The following is a 365-nucleotide window of genomic DNA, read 5'->3' on the forward strand; positions in this document are numbered from 1 at the left end:
ACCTTGACCACAGCCTCGTCGCCGAGCACCAGGTTCTCGAACGATTTACCTGAAACCGTTGCGTCAGTGACGCTGAGTTTGATGGTTTCGCCGTCTTTATAGACGTCGTCGCCTTGCGCTTTCAGTTCGTATGGAACGCTGGTGGTGCCGGCCTTGATTACCACGGTCGCGCCGTTGCTCAGGGTCACGGTCAGGTCTTGTTTCAGTTCCTGATCGACCTTGACGGTGAACTTCGGCGCAGCGTTTTCCAGTACGTCGCCGTTGCTTTCGATGGTGACGGTGATTTTGTCGCCTTCGTTAGCTGGGTCTTTTGGATCGCCCGAACCTGGCTCGTCGGTAACGGTGGTGGTGTATTGGTCTTCGCC

Annotated in this window: 1 protein-coding gene; it reads right to left on the reverse strand. The window is 56.2% G+C overall.

Annotation, left to right across the window (positions count from 1 at the left end; translation table 11 throughout):
* Positions 1-365 (reverse strand): immunoglobulin-like domain-containing protein (locus ACM6IP_RS26040; RefSeq protein WP_414862608.1); only part of this gene is annotated, 365 nt, incomplete at both ends.

Source organism: Pseudomonas sp. IT-P176, from assembly GCF_949767245.1.
In the GTDB taxonomy this organism is placed as follows: domain Bacteria; phylum Pseudomonadota; class Gammaproteobacteria; order Pseudomonadales; family Pseudomonadaceae; genus Aquipseudomonas.